Annotated in this window: 14 protein-coding genes; all 14 read left to right on the top strand. The window is 64.3% G+C overall.

Going from position 1 to position 19,431, the window contains the following annotated elements; genetic code table 11:
* The first annotated feature begins 208 nt into the window (after positions 1 to 208).
* Complete coding sequence (gene proS, locus J3R73_RS15060) at positions 209 to 1,528, top strand: proline--tRNA ligase (protein ID WP_307428258.1); 1,320 nt, start codon at positions 209 to 211, stop codon at positions 1,526 to 1,528.
* A 134-nt stretch (positions 1,529 to 1,662) separates the two neighbouring features.
* A complete protein-coding gene (locus J3R73_RS15055; protein ID WP_307428255.1) occupies positions 1,663 to 2,331 on the top strand; it encodes a dienelactone hydrolase family protein in 669 nt (222 codons plus the stop codon).
* A 262-nt stretch (positions 2,332 to 2,593) separates the two neighbouring features.
* Complete coding sequence (locus J3R73_RS15050; protein WP_307428252.1) at positions 2,594 to 3,841, top strand: lipoprotein-releasing ABC transporter permease subunit; 1,248 nt, start codon at positions 2,594 to 2,596, stop codon at positions 3,839 to 3,841.
* 4 nt (positions 3,842 to 3,845) lie between these two features.
* Entirely contained in the window at positions 3,846 to 4,529 is a 684-nt protein-coding gene (locus tag J3R73_RS15045; RefSeq protein WP_307428249.1) for an ABC transporter ATP-binding protein, read from the top strand.
* Positions 4,530 to 5,159: 630 nt separating this feature from the next.
* Complete coding sequence (gene dnaE / locus J3R73_RS15040; RefSeq protein ID WP_370880089.1) at positions 5,160 to 8,633, top strand: DNA polymerase III subunit alpha; 3,474 nt, start codon at positions 5,160 to 5,162, stop codon at positions 8,631 to 8,633.
* 470 nt (positions 8,634 to 9,103) lie between these two features.
* Positions 9,104 to 10,114 (top strand): 30S ribosomal protein S2, encoded by a 1,011-nt coding sequence (locus J3R73_RS15035; protein ID WP_307428242.1) that lies wholly within the window; start codon positions 9,104 to 9,106, stop codon positions 10,112 to 10,114.
* 172 nt (positions 10,115 to 10,286) lie between these two features.
* Positions 10,287 to 11,219: a translation elongation factor Ts gene (gene tsf, locus J3R73_RS15030; RefSeq protein WP_307428239.1), complete on the top strand. Its 933-nt coding sequence runs from the start codon at positions 10,287 to 10,289 to the stop codon at positions 11,217 to 11,219.
* Positions 11,220 to 11,337: 118 nt separating this feature from the next.
* The gene (gene pyrH / locus J3R73_RS15025) at positions 11,338 to 12,054 is read left to right on the top strand and encodes a UMP kinase (protein ID WP_307428236.1); all 717 of its coding nucleotides are present in this window, start codon (positions 11,338 to 11,340) and stop codon (positions 12,052 to 12,054) included.
* Positions 12,055 to 12,202: 148 nt separating this feature from the next.
* A complete protein-coding gene (frr, locus tag J3R73_RS15020) occupies positions 12,203 to 12,763 on the top strand; it encodes a ribosome recycling factor (protein ID WP_307428233.1) in 561 nt (186 codons plus the stop codon).
* Positions 12,764 to 12,965: 202 nt separating this feature from the next.
* Positions 12,966 to 13,670 (top strand): isoprenyl transferase, encoded by a 705-nt coding sequence (locus J3R73_RS15015; protein ID WP_370879923.1) that lies wholly within the window; start codon positions 12,966 to 12,968, stop codon positions 13,668 to 13,670.
* The gene (locus tag J3R73_RS15010) at positions 13,561 to 14,496 is read left to right on the top strand and encodes a phosphatidate cytidylyltransferase (protein WP_370880088.1); all 936 of its coding nucleotides are present in this window, start codon (positions 13,561 to 13,563) and stop codon (positions 14,494 to 14,496) included. The genes J3R73_RS15015 and J3R73_RS15010 overlap by 110 nt, the downstream gene beginning before the upstream one ends.
* A 60-nt stretch (positions 14,497 to 14,556) precedes the next feature.
* Positions 14,557 to 15,678 (top strand): RIP metalloprotease RseP, encoded by a 1,122-nt coding sequence (rseP, locus tag J3R73_RS15005; RefSeq protein ID WP_307428226.1) that lies wholly within the window; start codon positions 14,557 to 14,559, stop codon positions 15,676 to 15,678.
* 172 nt (positions 15,679 to 15,850) lie between these two features.
* Positions 15,851 to 18,061, top strand: a complete 2,211-nt coding sequence (bamA, locus tag J3R73_RS15000) for an outer membrane protein assembly factor BamA (protein ID WP_307428224.1) — start codon at positions 15,851 to 15,853, stop codon at positions 18,059 to 18,061.
* A 236-nt stretch (positions 18,062 to 18,297) separates the two neighbouring features.
* Positions 18,298 to 19,359: a UDP-3-O-(3-hydroxymyristoyl)glucosamine N-acyltransferase gene (gene lpxD / locus J3R73_RS14995; RefSeq protein ID WP_307428221.1), complete on the top strand. Its 1,062-nt coding sequence runs from the start codon at positions 18,298 to 18,300 to the stop codon at positions 19,357 to 19,359.
* Positions 19,360 to 19,431 lie beyond the last annotated feature (72 nt).

Below are 19,431 nucleotides of genomic sequence, written 5' to 3'. Positions count from 1 at the left end.
CGGACTCCGGGCACCATTGAAAATGCGCTATTTGCGCCAGGTCGCTTGTCTTTTCGCCGACAATCGGGTCAATCTGCCGCCAACTTGCGGAATGCCTGTCCGAGTGACCGTTGCGCTCGTCGGATCTCGACGCCGCACTCATCTGTCTGGCCGCAACTATCCCCGAGTCGGCAACACTTCCGATTCCGCCCTTGAGAAGGTCTGTCCTATGCGTCTGAGTCGTTATTTCCTGCCTATCCTTCGCGAGACGCCGAAGGAAGCGGAAATCGTTTCCCACCGCCTCATGCTGCGCGCGGGCATGATCCGCCAGGAAGCGGCCGGCATTTATGCGTTCCTTCCGCTGGGGCTGCGGGTGGTGAACAAGATCACCGCCATCATTCGCGAGGAGCAGAATCGTTCCGGTGCGATCGAGCTGCTGATGCCGACGATCCAGTCCGCGGACCTGTGGCGCGAGAGCGGCCGCTATGACGACTACGGCAAGGAAATGCTCCGCATCAAGGATCGGCAGGAGCGGGAGATGCTGTATGGGCCGACAAACGAGGAGATGGTGACGGAAATCTTCCGCTCCTATGTGCGGAGCTATAAGGATCTGCCGCTCAACCTCTACCATATCCAATGGAAGTTCCGCGACGAGATCCGCCCGCGCTTCGGGCTGATGCGCGGGCGCGAATTCCTGATGAAGGATGCCTATTCCTTCGATGTCGACCAGGCCGGTGCCCGCCATTCCTACAACAAGATGTTCGTGGCCTATCTCAGGACGTTCGCCCGGCTCGGCCTGACGGCGATTCCGATGGTGGCCGATACGGGGCCGATCGGGGGTGACCTCAGCCATGAATTCATCATTCTCGCCTCGACCGGCGAGAGCGAGGTGTTCTGCCATCGCGACTATCTCGGCATGGCGCCGCCTGAGGCGGACACCAATTTCGATGACGCCGCGGGCCTGCAGGACATCGTCGACAAGTGGACGTCGCTGTATGCCGCGACATCGGAAAAGCACGATGCGGCGGCCTTCGGGGCGCTGCCCGACGACATGCGGGTGTCCGCGCGCGGTATCGAAGTCGGCCATATCTTCTATTTCGGTACGAAATACTCCCTGCCCATGAACGCGGTGGTGGCGGGACCGGACGGGACGCTCAAACCGGTGCATGGCGGCTCCTACGGCATCGGCCCGACGCGCGTGGCGGCGGCGGCCATCGAGGCCGGGCATGACGAGGCCGGCATCATCTGGCCGGAGGCGATTGCGCCGTTCAAGATCGGGCTGATCAACCTCAAGCCCGGCGACAGCGCCGTCGATGCGGCCTGCAACAGCCTCTATGCCCGCTTCCAGGGCCGGGGCGTCGACGTGCTCCTCGACGACACCGACGAACGCCCCGGCGGCAAATTCGCCAAGATGGACCTGATCGGCCTGCCCTGGCAGATCATCGTCGGGCCAAAGGGTCTGGCGGACGGCAAGGTCGAGGTGAAGAACAGGCGCAGCGGCGACCGCCAGCTCATGAGCCCGGACGACGCCCTGGCCTTGCTCGGCTGAAGCGTTCCGCTTCGGCGCGTGGATCGGGGCCCGAACCGGCGGCATCGCGCCGCAGGGGCCGCGTCTCGGTCTCTATCCAGACCGCCGTGTCCGAGCGTCATCCGGACAGGCGAATTTTATCGAGGGAGAATTTCATGACGAAATCGCAATGGATCAAGCTCAAGGCCTCGGACGGCGTCGAGATCAGCGCTTACGAGGCCCTTCCCGACGGAGCGCCGCGCGGCGGGCTCGTGGTCGTGCAGGAGATCTTCGGCGTCAACGGCCATGTCCGCCGGGTTGCCGACAGCTATGCGGCCGACGGTTACCGGGTGATCGCGCCGGCGATCTTCGACCGGGCCGAGCCCGGCTTCGAGGTCGGCTACGATGCCCAGGGACGGGACAGGGGCGTCGCGCTGATGCAGAAGATACCGGGCGCCAAGTCGATGCTCGACATCGCCGCCGCGGTCGAGGCGCTGCAGGGCGTCGGCAAGATCGGCGTGATCGGCTATTGCCTGGGCGGGAGCTATGCTTGGCTCGCCGCATCCGAACTGCCGATCGACGCTTCGATCGTCTACTATGGCGGGCAGATCGGCAAGACGTGGGACCATAAGCCGAATAGTCCGGTCCAGGGGCATTTCGGCCTGCTCGATACGCATATTCCGCAGTCGGACGTCGACAAGGTCCGCATCTATCCGAATGTCGAGATCTTCACCTACCAGGCCGATCATGGCTTCAATTGCGACGAGCGCTCGTCCTATGAGCCGGCCAGCGCGGCACTGGCGCGCGAGCGGGCGCTCGCCTTCCTGCGGCGTCACATCGGGTGATGGTCTGAGGTGGTGGATGAAATATTGATGCCATCACCTTGATATACCACGGAAACGAGAGTCATTGAGCAGCTCCGGTGATCGTATCGATCGCCGGGGCTTCGTCGTTCGTGCCCGCAAAAAGGCGTGCTCAATACACCCGCCATGGAATTTTTGCCGTGCAAACGCCGCGATTCTCGCGGAGTAAGGTGCGACGTTTCCCGCCTGGAACAGCATGACCGTCTCTTCTTCAGCCAAGACATCGCCGGAACCTACGGGAACCATGCCCTTTGCCAGCTTCGAGTGGCTGGTGGCGATGCGGTATCTGCTGCCGCGCCGCAAGGGCGGTTTCTCCTCGCTGATCGCCATCATCTCCTTCCTGAGCTTCGTCATCGGCGTCTGGGCCCTGATCGTCGTCATGTCCGTCATGAACGGATTTCGCGTCGAATTGCAGTCCAAGATCCTCGGGTTCAACGGCCACATCATCGTGACGCCGAGCGAAACGCCGCTGAGCGACTTCGATGCCGTCGCCAAGCGGATCAGCGGCGTCGAGGGCGTCAAGCTCGCCATTCCCTTCGTCGAGGGGCAGGTCCTGGTTTCCTCGCCCTTCTCGGCCAGCGGCGTGCTGGTGCGCGGCATGCGCCTGGAAGACCTGCAGAAGCTGCCGGGGCTCGCCAAGAACATCAAGGACGGCACGCTGGACGGCTTCGACCAGGGGCAGGGCGTCGTCGTCGGCACGCGGCTGGCGACCTCGCTGGGCCTGCAGATCGGCGACAAGATCACCATGATCTCGCCGAAGGGAGACCAGACGGCATTCGGCACCACGCCTCGGATCAAGGCCTATCCGATCGCAGCGACCTTCGAGGTCGGCCTGTCGGATATCGATTCCAGTTTCGTGATCATGCCGCTCCAGGAGGCGCAGGCCTATTTCTCGCGGGACAATGACGTGACGGGCATCGAGGTCTATCTCGACGACCCCGATTCCGTCGATACCGCGCGCCAGGCCATCCAGAAGGCTGCGGGCCGCCCGGTCGCCATGGTCGATTGGCGCCAGCGCAACGCCTCCTTCTTCACCGCGCTGCAGGTGGAGCGCAACGTGATGTTCATGATCCTGCTGCTGCTCATCGTCATGGCGGCGCTCGGCGTGGTGTCGAGCATGGCGATGCTGGTGCAGTCGAAGCAGACCGACATCGCCATCATGCGCACCATGGGAGCGACCCGGGGCGCCATGATGCGGGTCTTTCTCATCACCGGCATGTCGATCGGCATCATCGGCACCGTGGACGGCCTGATCATCGGGCTGGTGTTCTGCCGCTACATCGAGAATATCCAGGAGTTCATTTCCTGGGCGCTGAATACGCAGTTGTTCTCCTCGGAAATCTATTTCCTGTCGCGCCTGCCGGCCAAGGTCGATCCGACCGAGGTCACGGTGGTCATCGTCACGACGCTGGCGCTGTGCTTCCTGGCCACGCTCTATCCGGCATGGCGGGCGGCCCGGCTGGATCCGGTCGAAGCGTTGCGGGGAGGATAAGAGGATGGCCGCTCCCGCATTGGAACTGCGTGGCATCAGGCGCCGCTACCGGCAGGGCAACACCGTGCTCGAGATCCTGCGCGGTGCGGACCTGAAGGTGATGCCGGGCCAGTCGGTGGCGCTGATCGCACCTTCCGGCGTCGGCAAATCGACCTTGCTGCATATCGCAGGCCTTCTCGAAAAACCCAATGGCGGCGACGTGCTGATCTCGGGCGAGCCGACGGCCGCGCTGAACGATACGGGCCGCACCAGGGTGCGCCGGGTTTCGATCGGCTTCGTCTATCAGTTCCATCATCTCCAGCCGGAATTCACGGCGCTGGAAAACGTGATCCTGCCCCAGATGATCCGCGGGCTGGGGCGCAGCGAGGCACGCCGGAGGGGGGAGGAGCTGCTGACCTTCCTCGGGCTCGGCCGGCGCCTGACCCATCGCCCGAGCGAACTCTCCGGCGGCGAGCAGCAGAGGGTGGCGATCGCCCGCGCGGTCGCCAACGCGCCTCACCTCATTCTCGCCGACGAGCCCACGGGCAATCTCGACCCGGGAACCTCGGAGCATGTCTTCGGCACGCTGACGGCGCTGGTGCGGGCTTCCGGCCTCGCCGCACTGGTCGCGACCCATAATCTCGATCTCGCCTCGCGCATGGATCGGCGCGTCACGCTGCGGGAAGGGCGGGTCGTCGAACTCGACTGAGCCGGACCGAGCGAGTCGGCGCGGCGGCATCCTGATATGGTAAACGAAGCGCCGCGCCTTGCCCGGCTGCGCGGCAGCTTTCTTCCAACGCCCTGGAATCACTGAAATATTCGACGATTCCCTACGGAGCATGCGATGGCGATGTAGCCGGCGTGGGGCTGCGGGAGGAACAGAAGCGAGACGTAACGTGGCAATTTGATGATAGGCGGGCTTGACCTGGAACAAAACATGAACATTATCGAGGGGCACGCAAGAGGAGGGAACCCATGCTCGCCCGTTTCGTCGAAGATATCGCTGCCCTGGCTTCCGTCAGCCTGTTTCTGATCATGTTCGCCATGTGGTCGGGCTTCTTCAGCGGCGTTTGAGGGTATTTATCCACATTTGTCCACAGGTCGTCCGCAGGCTCGGGGCCGCGCCACGGGCGTATCGCGGATGAGCTGGGGATCGCCGCGCCGGGACGATGGCTGGCCTTGCGGTCCCGTCGGAGGCATGGTTGCGTCCTGCCGTCGACGGGGCGCGGCGAATCGGATGACGGTCCGCCGCGGCGTGCCCCTCGATGTCACGCATGAGCGTCCGCCGGCGGGAGATGCCGGCCGGGCGCGGGGAATGCGGCAGCGGGCGAACGGAGGCATGATGGCGGACGACAAGGCTAGGCGCGGACCGGGCTTCGTGCATCTGCATGTCCGTTCCTCCTACTCTTTGCTCGAAGGGGCGATGAAGGTCGGGAAGATTTCCGATCTCGCCAAGGCGGACGGCATGCCGGCGGTGGCGCTGACCGATTCCAGCAACCTGTTCGGCGCGCTCGAATTCTCCGAAAAGCTCGCCGGCAGCGGCATCCAGCCGATCATGGGCCTGTCGCTGGCGGTGGATTTCGCCGATCGCGAGGACGCGGCGGACCGCCGCCCGATGCATCAGCGCCGCCTGCCGCGCCTCGTGCTGCTCGCGCAGAGCGAGGAGGGCTACGGCCATCTGATGGCCCTGTCCTCCCACAGCTACATGGACGCGGGGAGTGGGGCAGAGGCCCATGTCTCGTTCGACCGCCTGAGCGGCCTGGGCGGCGGCCTGATCGCCTTGACCGGCGGTCCGGGGGGGCCGGTGGACGGCGCCCTGCGCGACGGGCAGGATGCGCTCGCCGGGCTGAGGCTCGAACGTCTGGCCGGCCTTTTCGGCGACCGGCTCTATGTCGAGCTGCAGCGGCACGACACCGCGGAGGAACAGCAGGTCGAGGGCAGCCTCGTCGATCTGGCCTATGCGCGCGGCTTTCCGATCGTGGCGACCAACGAGGTCTATTTCGCGGCGCGCTCGGATCATGAATCCCATGATGCGCTCCTGGCCATCGCCGAGGGCCGCATCCTCGCCGAGACGGACCGGCGCCGGGTGACCGCGCAGCATTATTTCAAGACCCGTTCCGAGATGATGTCCCTGTTCAGGGATTTGCCGGAAGCTATCGACAACACGATAGAAATCGCCAAGCGCTGCGCCTTCCGGGTGCGCACGCGCAAGCCTATCCTGCCGCGATTCTCGACCAGTGTGGACGAGAACGGGCAGCCGGTCGACGAAGCCGTCGAATTGCGCCGCCAGGCCGTGGAGGGGCTGCAGGCCCGCCTTGCGGCGCACGGGCCGGCCGCGGGGCTCGCCGTGGATGACTACTCGAAGCGCCTCGACTTCGAACTGTCGATCATCGAGCGCATGAAGTTTCCGGGCTACTTCCTCATCGTGTCCGACTTCATCAAGCACGCCAAGTCCAAGGGCATCCCGGTCGGTCCCGGACGCGGCTCGGGCGCCGGTTCGCTCGTCGCCTACTCCCTCACCATCACGGACCTCGATCCCCTGCGCTTCGGGCTGTTGTTCGAGCGTTTCCTCAACCCCGAGCGTATTTCGATGCCGGACTTCGACATCGATTTCTGTCAGGATCGGCGCGACGAGGTCATCCGCTACGTGCAGGAGAAGTACGGCGAGGACCGGGTGGCGCAGATCATCACCTTCGGTTCGCTGCAGGCCCGCGGCGTGATGCGCGACGTCGGCCGGACGCTCGAGATGGGCTATGGCCAGGTCGACAAGCTCTGCAAGCTCGTGCCGCAGAACCCGGCCAATCCGGTGACCCTTTCGAAGGCGATCGAGGACGAGCCGAAGCTGCGCGAATCGGCCAAGGACGACCCCACCGTCGAGCGCATGCTCGGCATCGCCCAGAAGCTGGAGGGGCTCTATCGCCACGCATCCACCCACGCCGCCGGCGTGGTGATCGGCGACCGGCCCCTGATCGAGCTGGTGCCGCTCTATCACGATCCGAAGACCGCGATGCCGATGCCGGCCACCCAGTTCAACATGAAATGGATCGAGCAGGCCGGCCTGGTCAAGTTCGACTTTCTCGGCCTGAAGACGCTGACGGTGCTGCAGCGCGCCGTGATGTTCCTGGCCCAGCGCGGCATCACGCTCGATCTCGCCAGCGTACCGCTCGACGACGTGCGCAGCTACCAGATGCTCGGGCGGGGCGAGACGGTCGGCGTGTTCCAGGTTGAAAGCGCGGGCATGCGCAAGGCCCTGCTCGACATGAATGCGGACCGGTTCGAGGACATCATCGCCCTCGTGGCGCTCTACCGCCCGGGCCCGATGGCCAACATCCCCGTCTATAATGCCCGCAAGAAAGGTCTCGAAGAACCCGACTATATGCTCGACCAGCTCAAGCCCGCGCTGGAGGAGACCTATGGCGTCATCATCTATCAGGAACAGGTGATGCAGATCGCGCAGATCCTGTCGGGCTATACGCTCGGCGAGGCAGACATGCTGCGCCGCGCCATGGGCAAGAAGATCAAGGCCGAAATGGATGCGCAGCGCGCCCGTTTCGTCACCGGCGCGGTCGAACGGGGCACCTCCAAGGCGAAGGCGGACGAAATCTTCGACTATCTCGCCAAATTCGCCGATTACGGCTTCAACAAGAGCCACGCCGCGGCTTATGCGCTGGTTTCCTACCATACCGCCTATCTTAAGGCGAACTACCCGGTCGAGTTCATGGCCGCCTCGATGTCGCTCGACATGTCGAACACCGACAAGCTCGCGGAGTTCCGCCTCGAGGCCCGGCGGCTCGGCATCAAGGTCGAGCCGCCCTCCGTCAACCGTTCGGGCCCCGATTTCGAAGTGCATGACGGAGCCATCCGTTACGCGCTGGGGGCCGTGAAGGGCGTCGGCATGGCGGCCATGCAGCGTCTCGTCGAGATCCGCGGCGACCGTCCCTTCTTCGATCTCGGGGACTTTGCCAGGCGCATCGATCCCAAGGCCATCAACAAGCGCATCCTCGAAAGCCTGGCGGCGGCGGGCGCCTTCGACGAGTTCGACCGGGACCGTGCCCGCGTCACCGCCTCGATCGACGCCATCATGGCGCAGGCGCAGCGCGCCCATGCCGAGAAGCATGACGGCCAGTCCGACATGTTCGGGGCTTCCGCGGCGCCGGAACCGCTGAAGGGAACCGTCGTCGAGCCGTGGGAGCCCTCCGAGCGCCTCCAGCGCGAATTCGATGCCATCGGGTTCTTCCTGTCGGGCCACCCCCTCGATTCCTATACGACGGCGCTGGAGCGGCTGCAGGTGCCGTCCTGGGCCCAGTTCGTCCAGAAGGTGAAGCAGGGCGCGACGGCAGGGCGTCTTGCGGCGACGGTGCTCTCGAAGTCCGAACGCAAGACCCGCACCGGGTCGAAGATGGGAGTGATCCTCCTGTCGGATGCGTCCGGGCAGTTCGAGGCGGTGATCTTCTCGGAGGGGCTGGCGCAATATCGCGATCTCCTGGAGCCCGGCACGGCGGTGCTGATCACCGTGCAGGCCGCCTATGAAGGGGACGATGTGCGCATCCGCATCGTAACGGCCGAGAGGCTCGACGCCGCCGCCGCCAAGACCCAGCGCGGCATCAAGGTCTTCGTACAGGGGGAGCAGGCCCTGGAATCGGTCGCCAAGCGCCTCGGCCAGCGCGGGGAAGGAGAGGTGTTCCTGATCCTGCAGATCGAGGCCGGCCAACGGGAGGTCGAGCTGAGATTGCCCGGCCGCTTTCTCGTCACGCCCCAGATCGCCGGCGCCATCAAGGCCATTCCGGGCGTCGCGACCGTGCAGCAGCTGTAGCCTTCGGGGAGGGAACGCGTTTTACTCGCATCGCGGGCGTCAGCCCATAGGCGCTGCGATTAAGAGGAAGAGGCCCAGTTTTGTCATATCCGGGGCTTGGTCCCGGGTATCCAGACTTGGTGCAGAATGGGGACAGGCGGCCCGAGTGGATTGCCGGACAAGCCCGGCAATGACAAACCCCGAACCGGTACGGGCCCAGAATCGCGTTGTCTTACCGCATGGGCGTCTCGCCGCCTCTTTCTCTCCGTCCCGCGCCGAAGGCCGTGCGCCAGGAGGCGGAAGCCCCCGAAATCGGTGCGTTTCATGTTCCGGGCTTGCGCATTTGCTCCGCTGCCCGTATAGAGCGCGCCATTCCACACGCGGACGAAGCGGCTAGCCGCTCCGGTGCCGTGTCTTGCTTTGCCCGGAACCGTCCGGGAGGCAGGCACGGTGGATGTCCGCGGAGGTTCTTCAACCGGGGTCAAACCAACATGGCATTGCCAGATTTCTCTATGCGCCAGCTGCTCGAAGCCGGCGCCCATTTCGGCCACCAGTCGCATCGCTGGAATCCGAAGATGAGTCCGTATCTCTTCGGCGTCCGCAACGGCATTCACATCATCGATCTCGCCCAGACGGTCCCCGCGCTGCACCGCGCGCTGCAGGCGGTCTCGGACACGGTCGCGCGTGGCGGCCGCGTGCTCTTCGTCGGCACCAAGCGCCAGGCGCAGGACGCCGTCGCCGATGCGGCCCGCCGTTCGGCGCAGTATTACGTCAATTCGCGCTGGCTCGGCGGCACGCTGACCAATTGGAAGACGATCTCCAATTCGATCCAGCGGCTTCGCAAGCTCGACGAGCTTCTGTCCGGCGGTGCGCAGCAGGGCTACACCAAGAAGGAACGCCTCGACCTGACCCGCGAGAAGGACAAGCTCGAGCGGGCGCTGGGCGGCATCAAGGACATGGGCGGCACGCCCGACCTCATCTTCATCATCGATACCAACAAGGAAGACATTGCGATCAAGGAAGCGCGCCGCCTGAACATTCCGGTGGCCGCCATCCTCGATTCCAACTCGAATCCCGACGGCATCACCTTCCCGATTCCGGCCAATGACGATGCCGGCCGCGCCCTGTCGCTCTATTGCGACCTCGTCGCCCGCGCCGCCCTCGATGGCATTTCGCGCGCCCATGGCGACCTCGGCATCGATATCGGCGAGGCGGCCGAGCCGGTCGTCGAGGAATTGCCGGCCGTCGACGATACGGTCTCCGGCGAGGCGTTCGAACTGCTCACCGCTCCCCGCGGCGCGCCGGACGATCTCTCCAAGCTGACGGGCGTCGGCCCCCAGCTCGAGAAGAAGCTGAACGAAGGCGGGTTGTGGCATTACTGGCAGTTCGCCGCCATGACGCCCGAGGACGTGGCCAAGGTCGATGCGGATCTCAAGCTCAACGGCCGCATCGAGCGCGATGGCTGGGTGGAGCTCGCCCGCAATCTCGTCGCAGGCGCCTGATCCCTGCAAGCCTGCGCTGCAGGCCTGGGGGCCTGCGCTTCGGCGCGGGCCTTCCTATATGATACAAACACGGCCCGGCCGCTCGCCTTCCGATTGTTACATTGGAATGGTAAGCGCCGGGCCGCTTCCCATCACCGGACTCCGTCCGGAATTCCGAACGAGGTATCGTCCTATGTCGAACATTACCGCCGCCATGGTGAAGGACCTGCGCGAACAGACCGGCGCGGGCATGATGGATTGCAAAGCTGCGTTGACCGAAACGGCTGGCGATCTCGAAGCTGCCGTGGACTGGCTGCGTAAGAAGGGGCTTTCGAAGGCTGCCAAGAAGGCCGGCCGCGTGGCTGCCGAGGGCCTGGTTGCCGTCGTCGTCGACGGTGCCCGCGGCGTGGCCGTGGAAGTCAATTCGGAGACCGATTTCGTCGCGCGCAACCCCGAATTCCAGGATCTCGTGTCCGGTATCGCCGGCGTCGCCCTGAAGGTCGGCAGCGATGTGGAAGCCATCAAGGCCGCTGCATGGAGCGATGGCGGCTCGGTTGCCGACAAGATCGCCAGCACCGTCGCCAAGATCGGCGAGCACATGTCGCTGCGCCGCGCCGCGCTGCTGTCGGTGGAGCAGGGCGCCCTGGCGACCTATGTCCATAACCCGGTTGCGCCGAACAAGGGCCGCATCGGCGTGGTGGTCGCCCTCGAATCGGCCGGCAATACCGAGAAGCTGGCGGAACTCGGCCGGCAGATCGCCATGCATGTGGCTTCGGCCAATCCGCTGGCCGTCGACGCCTCCGGGGTCGATGCCGCGACGGTCGAGCGCGAGAAGACCATTCTCGCCGAGAAATACCGCGAGCAGGGCAAGCCTGAGGCGGCGATCGCCAAGATCGTCGAGAGCGGCATCAAGACCTACTTCAAGGAAGTGACCCTTCTCGACCAGCCCTTCATCTTCGAGCCTTCGAAGTCCGTCGGGCAGGCGATCAAGGAGAGCGAAGGCGCCGCAGGCGGGCCGATCAAGGTCGCCGGCTTCATCCGCTACGCCCTCGGTGAGGGCATCGAGAAGCAGGAGAGCGATTTCGCCGCCGAGGTGGCCGCCCAGGCGGGCCACGCGGCCGCCTGAGGCCTGCTCAGGACAATCATCCCGCCGGCCATGTTTTGGCCGCGCGGATGATGGAGACGGAGAACAGGCGGCGTGGAGCCGCCTGTTCTGTGAGAAGCAACCGAATCGGAGTGGGACCATGGTGGCGCTGCCCTATAAACGCGTGCTGGTGAAACTGTCCGGCGAGGCGCTCATGGGGAACGAGCCATTCGGCATCGACCGGGCGACCGTCCGGCGCCTTGCCGAAGACCTGATCGAGGCGGTGAGGCTCGGCGTCGAGGTTGCGGTGGTCGTCGGCGGCGGCAACATCTTCCGCGGCTCGCAGATTGCGGGCATGGGCCTGTCGCGCCCCGCGGCCGATTCGATGGGCATGCTGGCGACGGTGATGAATGTGATCGCCCTCGAGGCCCAGCTCGCGTCGCTCGGGCAGTCGGCCCGCGCGATGTCGGGCGTCGCCATGCCCTCGGTGGTCGAAACCTATACGCGCCAGCAGGCGATGGAGCACCTCGCCAAGGACCGCGTCGTGCTCCTCGCCGGCGGCACGGGCAATCCCTTCTTCACCACCGACACCGGTGCGGCGCTGCGCGCGGCGGAGCTGGAATGCAATGTGCTGATGAAGGGCACGCAGGTCGACGGCATCTATTCCGCCGACCCGAAGAAGGACCCGTCGGCAACCCGCTACGAGCGGATTAGCCATGACGAGGTGATCCGCAAAGACCTGCGGGTGATGGATACTGCGGCCTTTGCGCTTGCCCGCGAAGCCCGCTTGCCCATAATCGTTTTTTCGATTCACGAAGCGGGATCGATGGCGGCCGTGCTGCGCGGGGAAGCCCGGTGCACGCTGGTGGCAGCCTGAGCACGGCCGCTGGTCGGTCTCGTCCTGCTTCTGTCGAAAAGGTAGAAGCGCGAAGTTTTGATCCTGTGGTATAAATCTTGCTGGCGGGTCACACCTGTCTGTCGGTGGGGTTCGTCCCACCAGCCTGAAATCCCGCGAGGGGAAGAATATGTCTGCGTCATTCGATATCGCCGAGGTCAAGCGCCGCATGGAAGGCGCGTTGGGTTCTCTCAAACATGAGCTGGGCGGCCTGCGGACCGGCCGGGCTTCGGCCTCCATGCTCGAGCCCGTGCATGTGGAGGCCTATGGTGCCAGCATGCAATTGTCCCAGGTGGCGACCGTCTCGGTGCCGGAGCCCAGGCTGATCAGCGTGCAGGTCTGGGATCGCGGCATGGTCGGAGCGGTGGAGAAGGGTATCCGCGAATCCAATCTCGGCCTGAACCCCCAGACCGAAGGGCAGGTGATACGCCTGCGTATTCCGGAGATGACGCAGGATCGGCGCAAGGAGCTCGTCAAGGTCGCCCATAAATATGCCGAGGCGGCACGCGTCGCGGTCCGGCACGTCCGCCGCGACGGCCTCGATCTCCTCAAGAAGAGCGAGAAGGACGGCACGATCAGCGAGGACGAGGAAAAGCGCCTGGCGGATCAGGTCCAGAAGGCGACGGATTCCATGATCTCCGAAGTCGACAAGACGCTGGCGGCCAAGGAAAAGGAGATCTTGCAGGTTTGATGGAGCCCCTTCGCAGGACCTATGCAAGGGAAAGTTCATCGTCCTGTTTCGACACGGTTTTTCCACTGTCCATCTGATCATCGTTCGATAAAGTCCGTGCCGGCCGGTTTTCGGCGGACGACGTTTCGAGGCACCTATGTTTGGCAAGGATGTGACTGGTGATGGAGCGACGACAGCGCCGCCGACGCATGTTGCGATCATCATGGATGGCAATGGTCGCTGGGCCTCGAAGCGGCTCCTGCCGCGGTTCGAGGGCCATCGGCGTGGTGTCGAGGCCCTTCGACGCACGGTGCGCGCGGCCTCCGATATCGGCATCCGCTATCTGACGGTCTATTCCTTCTCCTCGGAAAACTGGTCGCGTCCGCGGACGGAGGTCGACTATCTGATGGGCCTGGTCAAGCGGTTCGTCCGCAACGACCTTGCCGAGCTTCACGCCAGCAATGTCCGCGTCCGCATCATCGGCGAAAAGGACGGACTGGACGGCGAACTGGCAGGACTTCTGCGCGAGGCGGAAAACCTCACGGAAGGCAATAGCGGCCTGACGCTGGTGGTGGCTTTCAACTATGGTTCCCGCCAGGAGGTCGCCAACGCGGCGCGGCAACTCGCCGAACTGGTCGCCGCCGGACGCCTCCAGCCATCCGACATCACCCCGGAGCGGATCTCCTGCCATCTCCATACGAGCGGCATTCCCGACCCCGATCTGGTGATCCGCACATCTGGCGAGCAACGGCTCTCCAATTTCATGATGTGGCAGGCGGCCTACGCCGAATTCATCTTCATGCCGCTGCTTTGGCCCGATTTCGACCGGACCGCGCTGGAGGCCGCCCTGGCGGAATACGCCGCCCGCGAGAGGCGGTTCGGCGGCGTCACCGCGTCGGCTCCGCCGAGACAAGCGACCTCGGGCTAGTATGGCGAGCGCGAGCAAGGCCAACTGGTCCGATCTGGCTGTCCGCCTTGCCTCTGCAATCGTGATGGCGGGCTTGGCCTTGCTGACCAACTGGCTGGGCGGGCTTGCCTTCGCCCTGTTCTGGCTCCTGGCCAGCCTGGCGGTGCTAGCCGAATGGCTGGCCCTGGTGACGCCGGGAGAGACGGATCGGCTCGCCATCGGCGTGGGGGCGGCAGTGCTCGCCGGGTCGGCGTGGCTTGCCTATGCCGGCGGGGGCGTCGCCGCGATCTTGTCCCTGCTCGCCGGTGCTGCCGCCCTCTGGGCTCGTGCCGCCGCTTGCCGGCGTCGGCATCCCGGGCTGATCGCCGCCGCCTTGCCCTATGCCGGTGCGGTCGTGCTGCCGGCGGTGCTCCTGCGCCACGACGGCGAATTCGGAATGCGCGCGATTCTCGTCCTGTTCGCCATCGTGTGGGGATCGGACGTGATGGCCTATTTCACCGGCAGAACGCTGGGCGGTCCGAAACTCTGCCCGCGCATAAGCCCCAAGAAGACATGGTCCGGATTCGTCGGCGGCGTGGGCTTCGGCGGCATCGCGGCCGGGCTGGTGGCGCAGTCTTTCGCGCTGGGTCTGCTCGGCGCGGCGCTGGCTGCGATCTCGCAGGGCGGCGATCTTCTCGAATCGATGCTCAAGCGTCGTTTTGATGCCAAAGACGCGAGCCATCTTATTCCGGGCCATGGCGGCGTGATGGACAGGCTCGATGGCTTCGTGGCGGCGGCGTTGGCGGCGCTGGTGATCGGCTGGCTTCATGCCGGCCTGCATCCGGCCCGCGGCTTCCTGATGTGGTAGGCAGGACTGGTGCGCGGCAGGCGAGGGCCTTCGGCGTGCAGCCCTCTGAGAGGAATGGCGATGCATCTTCTGGACAGCTTCGGTCTCGGCTTCTTGGGATTCGTTCCCTTTGTCGTGATCATCTCCGTTCTGATCTTCTTCCACGAACTCGGGCATTTCCTCGTCGGACGCTGGTTCGGCGTGAAGGTGATGACGTTCTCGATCGGATTCGGACCGGAACTGCTCGGCTTCGACGACCGCAAGGGAACGCATTGGCGCGTGGCGGCGATTCCCCTCGGCGGGTATGTCCGGTTCTTCGGAGACGCCAACGCGGCGTCGATGCCCGATGAGGAGAAGAACAAGCTGATGACGGCCGAGGAGCGCGGCTTCAGCCTGTTCCACAAGCCGGTATGGCAGCGCATCGCCGTGGTGGCGGCCGGTCCGATCGCCAATTTCATCCTCGCCGTCTTCGTCTTCGCGGCAGCTTTCTCCATTTATGGTTACCCAACCTCTGACGCGGTCGTCGGAGCGGTCCAGCCCGGTTCCCCCGCCGAGAAGGCCGGCCTCCAGAAGGGGGACCGAATCGTCGAGGTCGACGGCACCAGGGTCACGCTGTTCCGGCAATTGCCGCCTCTGATCGGTCCGGCGTCCGGCCGTGCGGTGAAGATGGCGATCGAGCGGGGCTCGACGACGTTCGATGTCGCCATCGTGCCGCAGATGCAGCAGGTCATGGACGAGAACGGCAAGCCCGTCACCAGGGGTACGATCGGCGTTGCGCCGGGGGGGCTGGTCCGCCTCGATCCGGCAACCGCGTTGTGGACCGGTGCGAAGGAAACCGCCCAATCGATTGAAACATCGACGGTTTTCTTCGCCAAGCTCGTCGTGGGCCAAGGGGATGCCAGGCAGGTCAGCGGCATTGTCGGCATTGCCGTCGCCTCCAGGAACATCGCGCAGGATGTCGGGCTCGGCGGACTGATCGTGCTGACCGCCGCTCTCTCGGTCTCGATCGGCTTCATCAATCTCCTGCCGATCCCGGTTCTCGACGGCGGACATCTGGTATTTTATCTGATCGAGGCCGTGCGCGGACGCCCGGTGGGTGCTCGCGCGCAGGAACTTTCCTTCGGCATCGGCCTGATGCTGATCGTGACGATGACCGTTCTCGTGTTGGGGAATGATCTGTCGCATTTATTCGGCGGCAAGTAGGAAGTGGAGCGTGGCGGATTCGCAACGCTCTCCCAAAAAAGGACAGGGGCACAGCGTGGCTCAGTTGCATGTGTCCTGAATCCCTGTAGAAGCTTTTTCAATGAGCGCAATGCGGGCCCATATGGTTGGCACTGTCGCTATGGTGGTTCGGTATAAAGAGTGGGAAGACCCGATGGCATCAGCCGTGTACAAGTTGAAGCTGGGCGTCGCCCTTGCCGCCGTCGCGGTTCCGTCGCTGTTCTGCGCCCTCGTGGCATCCCCGCTGATCGAGCAGGCTTATGCAGCTCCGAAGCGGCAGGTGGCGGCACGTTCGGCACCGATCATCAACCGAATCGTTTTCGAGAAGAACAAGAAGGTCAATTCGGACCAGCTTACGGCGGTCATCGAGTCGAAGGCCGGTTACGCCTATAATCAGGCGACCGTGAATTCCGACATCGACCGCATGAAGGAAGCCTATTCGCGTGTCGGCCGCTCGACGGTCGAGATCTCCTACCGGACGGTGGCGCTACCGAATAACCGCGTCGACCTCGTCTTCACCGTCGCCGAAGGTGTGAAGATCGGCATCGACGAGATCCGTTTCGTCGGCAACGAGAATTACTCGGACTGGCGCCTGAAGCGGCAGATGGCGACGACCGAATCGGGCTGGCTCTCCTGGCTGCGCACCACGGATACGTTCGATCCTGACCGGCTTGCCAATGACGAGGAGCGCCTTCGCCAGTTCTATGTGAACCACGGCTATCCGGACTTCCGGGTCGTCTCGGTGGTGCCGTCGCTCAATGACGAGAAGACCGCCTACATCATCACCATCACGGTGGACGAGGGGCGCTATTACAAGTTCGGCCCTTCCAGCGTCCAGTCGACGATTGCCGACGTCAATTCGGCCGACCTCGATCACAATATCGAGTCCTGGCAGAACTGGTCGTATCGCGGCGAGGATGTCGACAAGACCGTCGAGCAGATGACGGTGCAGCTGGCCGGCTCCGGCCATCCCTTCGCCGTGGTCCGTCCGCGTGCCGAGCGCGACGAGGCGAACGGCACGGTCGGGGTGTCCTATGTCGTGGAGGAAGGCGCCAAGGTCTATATCGAGCGGATCAACATCCGGGGCAACACCCGTACACGTGACTATGTGATCCGCCGCGAGTTCGACATCGGCGAAGGCGACCCCTACAACAAGGCGATGATCGACCGGGCGGCGCGGCGCCTGCGCAATCTCGGCTATTTCCAGAGCGTCAAGATCACCAACGAGCCGGGCTCGCAGCCCGACCGGGTGATCGTGGACGTCGACGTCGTCGACCAGTCGACCGGTGAGTTCTCGGTCGGCGGCGGCTATTCGACCTCCGACGGTATTCTCGGATCGGTGACGCTGTCGGAACGCAACTTCCTCGGCCGCGGCCAGTATGTGAAGGTCTCGGCCGAATATGGCCAGCGCACCCAGGGCTATGAATTCTCCTTCACGGAGCCCTATTTCCTCGGGCAGCGCATCGCAGCCGGCTTCGATCTGTTCTCCAAGACCACCGATGCCGACAGCTACAGCTATTATAAGGATCAGAACACCGGCGGCACCATCCGCCTGTCCTTCCCCGTCACCGACGAGTTCGCGGTGGGTGTGAACTACACGCTCTACCAGGAGAAGGTCACGATCCCGGACGCGCAGTTTACCGACGGCAATTTTGCGAACGGCGAAGCGTCCGAGGCGATCAAGGAACTCAACGGCAAGTCTCGTATCGTGTCGATGGTCGGCTATTCGCTGACCTACAACACGCTCGACGACCTCAAGCAGCCGAGCGAAGGCATCTATGCCAAGTTCAAGCAGGATGTCGCCGGCCTTGGCGGTGACGCGCATTTCGTGCGTGAGACGGTCGACTCCAGGTACTATTATCCGCTGACCGACGATTTCACCCTGATGGCACGTGCGCAGGGTGGTTACATGACCGCCCTCGGTGGCGACAAACTGGCGATCGTCGACCAGTTCAGTCCCGGCCCGGATCTGGTGCGCGGCTTCGCGCCGGGCGGCATCGGACCGCGTGACCTCGCCGGCGGCGGCAAGGGCAACGGTCTCGGCGGCACCACCTATTTCGGTGGTACGGTCGAAGTTCAGTTCCCGATCTTTGGCCTCCCGCGTGAGGTTGGATTGCGCGGCGCCCTGTTCGCGGATGCCGGTACCGTCTACAATTACGGGGGCGACAAGCATTTCTTCAATTCCGATGGATCGGCCGCCACCTTCCAGTTGCACGATTCCTCGAAGATCCGCTCGTCCGTCGGTGCCAGCCTGCTGTGGGCTTCTCCGCTCGGGCCCCTGCGCTTCGACTATGCTTTCGTCCTGACCAAGGACAAGTATGACGACAAGCAGGCCTTCCACTTCGGTACGATCGTCAATTATTGATGCTGCGCCCTGTTGGGCTTGAGCCGGCCGGTCCCGAGGGACCGGCCGTTTTCATATGTTCACATCGATCCTCGACGGAACGGAATTGCGGAAATGCTTTGCAATGTTCGGTGTTTTGCCTGAGCCCGCGCAAATCGTGTAACTGAGGTCGGCAAGACGAAGCCCTTGGGAGCGAGGAACGGCGAATTCGCCCGGTCGCCCTATGGCTGGAAACATCCGGATAGCGGCGTGAGACAATGACAGAGCCTGTTTTTTTTACGCACCATGGCCGGCTTACGGTCGCCGAAATCGTCCGCCTCACGGGAGCAGAACCGACCGGGGCCGTCGCGTCCACCATCACCATCGGACGGGTGGCGCCGCTCGACCAGGCGGGTGAGGGCGACCTGACCTTCCTCGAAAATCCGCATTATCTGCCGCTGCTCGCCTCGACGCAGGCGGATCTCATCCTCATCTCGCCGAAATTTCTGGACAAGGCGCCGGCCGATGCGCCCCTGCTGGTGGTCCGCGAGCCCTACCGCGCCTTTGCCCAGGTCGGCATCGCGCTGTTTCCCGAGGCGGCGCGCCCGCAATCCTTCTTCGGTGCGAAGGGAATTTCCCCCGGAGCGGTCGTTCACCCCGAAGCGCGCCTCGAGTTCGGAGTGACTGTGGACCCCGGAGCGGTCATCGGCCCGCGCGCTGAGATCGGTGCCGGCACCATCATCGGGGCCAATGCCGTGATCGGCCCCGATGTCCGCATCGGCCGCGACTGCTCGATCGCGGCCAATGCCGTCATCCAGCATTCCTTGATCGGAAATCGCGTCATCATCCATCCCGGAGCCAATCTCGGGCAGGACGGCTTCGGCTTTTCGATGGGCCCGCGCGGGCACCTCAAGGTGCCGCAGGTCGGACGGGTCGTCGTTCAGGACGATGTCGAGATCGGTGCCGGCACGACGGTGGATCGTGGCGCCAATCGCGATACCATCATCGGCGAGGGCACCAAGATCGACAACCAGGTGCAGATCGCCCACAACGTCGTCGTCGGGCGCCATTGCGTGATCGTCGCCAAGGTCGGCATATCCGGCTCGACCATCCTCGAGGACTTCGTCGTCATGGGCGGCGCGTCTGCGACGGTCGGTCATATCCGGATCGGCATGGGTGCCCAGATCGCCGGCGCCGCCAATGTGAAGGACGACGTCCCGCCAGGTGCGCGCATGGGCGGTTCTCCGGCGCAACCTTTCAGCGACTATGCACGCGAATTGGCTCTGCTCAAGCGGCTGGTGAGGGAGTCCCGTTCCAGGCCGGGGACGGGGAAAAATTAGCTCTTTCCTTTCCCCGATAAGGAAGTACAGCATCGGCCATGCGATTTGACGCCTCCCCTGGGAGCTCGATCA

The sequence above is a fragment of the Labrys monachus genome (assembly GCF_030814655.1).
Taxonomy (GTDB): domain Bacteria; phylum Pseudomonadota; class Alphaproteobacteria; order Rhizobiales; family Labraceae; genus Labrys; species Labrys monacha.
This window is presented reverse-complemented; position numbering and strand designations above follow the sequence as displayed.